This is a genomic window from Frankia sp. CoWAU3, assembly GCF_977971855.1.
Genome location: NZ_CDWWXB010000004.1, coordinates 12599 through 15559, shown reverse-complemented (window position 1 = coordinate 15559; position 2961 = coordinate 12599). Strand labels below are relative to the sequence as shown.

General features: G+C 73.4%; 3 protein-coding genes and 1 pseudogene. 2 read left to right on the top strand and 2 right to left on the bottom strand.

The window, feature by feature from the left end; all coding sequences use genetic code 11:
* Positions 1–57: 57 nt before the first annotated feature.
* Positions 58–516 (top strand): annotated as a pseudogene (locus AC08ON_RS01100) (Hsp70 family protein); the annotation flags it as partial.
* Between the two features lie 233 nt (positions 517–749).
* Here AC08ON_RS01100 and AC08ON_RS01095 read toward each other — a convergent pair.
* Positions 750–1061, bottom strand: coding sequence for a hypothetical protein (locus AC08ON_RS01095; RefSeq protein ID WP_476616304.1), 312 nt, complete (start codon positions 1059–1061; stop codon positions 750–752).
* Between the two features lie 245 nt (positions 1062–1306).
* On the opposite strand from AC08ON_RS01095, the gene AC08ON_RS01090 reads away from it, so the two are divergent.
* Entirely contained in the window at positions 1307–2143 is an 837-nt protein-coding gene (locus tag AC08ON_RS01090; protein ID WP_476606055.1) for a substrate-binding domain-containing protein, read from the top strand.
* 215 nt (positions 2144–2358) lie between these two features.
* Here AC08ON_RS01090 and AC08ON_RS01085 read toward each other — a convergent pair.
* Positions 2359–2961: WD40 repeat domain-containing protein (locus AC08ON_RS01085; RefSeq protein ID WP_476616303.1), on the bottom strand; the 603-nt coding region annotated here is incomplete at its 5' end.

Below are 2961 nucleotides of genomic sequence, written 5' to 3'. Positions count from 1 at the left end.
TCGACCCAGACCGTCGAGTTGGTCGGATGGTACGACTTCGGCGCAGGCTTCCTCGACATGGGGATCCTGTCCTTCTCGCCGTTCGGGTTCCAGCTGCTCGGCTTGGCCGCGGGTCTGCGCCACGGCGCCGGCCTCGAGCTCGACGATCTCCTGGTCGACCGGGTGCTGACCGGCGCGGGTGTCGAGCGTGCGGCGCTCGACCGTTCCGACCCGATGATCCGGACCGCGCTCGGCAGGCTGCGGCGGGAATGCGCGCAGGCGAAGGAGATCCTTTCCGGTGAGGACGAAGTTGACGTTCCGGTCTCCCTTCCCGGAGTCGATACCTTCGTCACGCTGAGCCGGGCGGAGCTGGAGACCCTCATCGGCCCGATTGTCGATGACACAATCATGACCTTTCGCCGGGCGCTCCGCTCGGTGCCGGTGACCTCCGCCGAGCTGTCCCGGATCCTGTTGTCCGGTGGGATCTCCCACCTTCCGCTGGTGGCCCGCCGGCTGCGGGAGACCTTCAGCGGGATCGGCCGGATCGACCACGGTTCGGACGCGGATGTGGCGATGGGCGCGGCGCTGCTCGCCGCCGACCTCGCTGACCGGTTCGGCGCCGTCGGCGCCGGGAGTGCACCCGATCTTCCGGGTGTGCCCGGTGCGGTCGGCGTTCCGGGAGCGCCCGCGGCCTTCGGGGCCGTCGGGGCGGTGACCGCCGGCGGTTTCGGCGCGTCGGGCGAGGTCGGTGACGCTCAGGAACCCTCTGCTCAGGACCCCTCCGACGTCACCGCGGTGATCCGGCCGCCGGACGCCGCGTACCTGGTCTCGCGGCCGCCCTTCCTGTCCGGGCCGAGGGGGCTGTCCGGGCCGAGGGGGTTCGCGGGCGCAGCGGGTCCGGCCGGGATCCGAGGCGTGCCGGAGGCGGACGGCGTGACGGCCGCGGCGACGGTGCTCAGCGGCCCGGACGGCTCCGCGCCGCACGGCTTGGGCGCCGGGGACGACACGATGATCTCCTCGGGTGGCGCGGCGGATTCCCCACCGCCGGGGATCGTCGCCGGCGGGCCGGGCCCGTCCGACACGTCCGGTCACCGGATCCCACCCGGCCTCATGACGGTGGGCGCCGATCGGGACCACGTTCTGCTCGGGCCGCCGGGGAGGCTCGACCTGCCCTCGGACTCCTCGACGGGCGGTGTGGGCGGCCCGCACGGTGCCTCCGCCGGGGACGGCCGGGGAATCTTCGGCTCCCGGCGGGCCGCGGTCGTCGCCGGCCCCATCCGCCACCGGCCCAACCGGGCCACCCGCCTCCGCCGCGAACCTCGTCCGGGTGGCGGGATCCTCGGAGGTCGCCCCGATTACCGAGACCGCCTACAACGAATTTCGTCAGGTCCAGCGCAACGTCACCGTCAGCATCGAGTCCACGACGACCGAGGACGGTTTCGCCGCGCTGTGCAGCGGCAAGGCCGACATCGCCGACGCTTCGTTCGAACTCAATCCCGGGTTCATCAAGAACCCCGACTGCGAGAAGAAGGTCGTCGGGTTCGAGGTGGCGCACCACACCCTGCCGATCGTGGTCAACCCGCAGAACACCTGGCTGCACTGTCTGACTCTGCAGCAGGTCAAGCAGGTGTGGGGGGCCGGTTCCGCCGTCACCCGGTGGAGCCAGATCGACCCGTCGTTCCCGGACGAGCCGATCACGTTTGTCGGGCCGCCGCGCGGCTCCGTGCAGGCGCAGGTGTTCAACGCCACGATCAGTGACGCCAGCGACCGGTCTCGCGACTACCGGCAGACCGATCTCAGCGGGGTCGCCAACGACGTGGCCGCCGACCGCTCGGCCATTGGCTACCTCGACTTCCCCACCTACGAGACCTTCGGCACCAAGCTGCGCGGCGTCGAAATCAACAATGGTGACGGGTGCGTCGCGCCGAACGCCGTGTCGGTCGGTACCGGCCTCTACCTGCCACTGTGCAAGCCGCTGTTCGTCTACGCCCGCACGGACGCCCTGCGCCGGCCAGCGACCGCCGCCTTCCTGCGCTACTACCTGGCGAACGGCCGGAAGATCGCCTTCGACGCGCACTACGTCCCCCGCAACGACGACACGGTCGGGGAGAACGTCGCCAAGCTCGCGAGCCTGACGGCCGGCGTGGGACCCGTGCCGGCCTAGCCGCGCCCGCGCCCGCGCCCCCGCCTGGGCCTCCGCCCCTGGGCCCCCGTGTGCGGGAGCGGTCACCGGCGAGCGGCCGCGGGTGAGGACCGGGCGTGCGGGTGAGCTCGGCTGCCGGCGTCGCCGGGCCCCGGGGCGTGACGTGCCGGATGGCGCCGGGGAGCGGTCCGCACCGGAGCGGGAGAACGGGCCTTGACCGGAGCCGGGGAGCGGTCCTAACCGGAGCAGGAGTCGGTGTAGGGGAGGCGGGGAATGAGCCGGCTCCATTCGGCCGGGCTCAGGGCCGCGCCCGGCCTGGCGCAGGCCAGCCGGCGCAGCCTGGCCGGGTCGAGCGTCCCGAGGAGGACCGACCCCTTGCCGGTGGTCAGCGCGACGGTCTCGGTGCCGGTCACGGCCACCGCCCGGGCGGGTGCGTCCAGGACGCCCAGGGGGGTCATCGCGGGTGTGGGGGCGGAGAGGTCCCAGTAGGCGACCGCGCCACCGCCGTCCGCGCTCACCAGATGATCGTCGGTGGTGAAGGCGACGGCGACGGCGGGGGCGGTGTGGCCGGACAGCCGGCGCAGGACCCGCGGATGGCCGGGATCGCCGACGTCGGAGACCTGCAGGATCCGGTCGTCGCCGCCGGTGGCCAGCCGCCGTCCGTCCGGGCTGAACGCGACGGTGTTCACCGCGCCGGTGTGGCCGGGCACCGAGGCCATCTGGACGGGCCTGCGGGGGTCGCGGACGTTCCACAGTTGCACGGGGCCGCCGGCGCCGGCGATGGCGAGGACGGCGCCGTCCGGTCGCAGTGCCACATCCGTCACCGGTCCGGCGCGGCC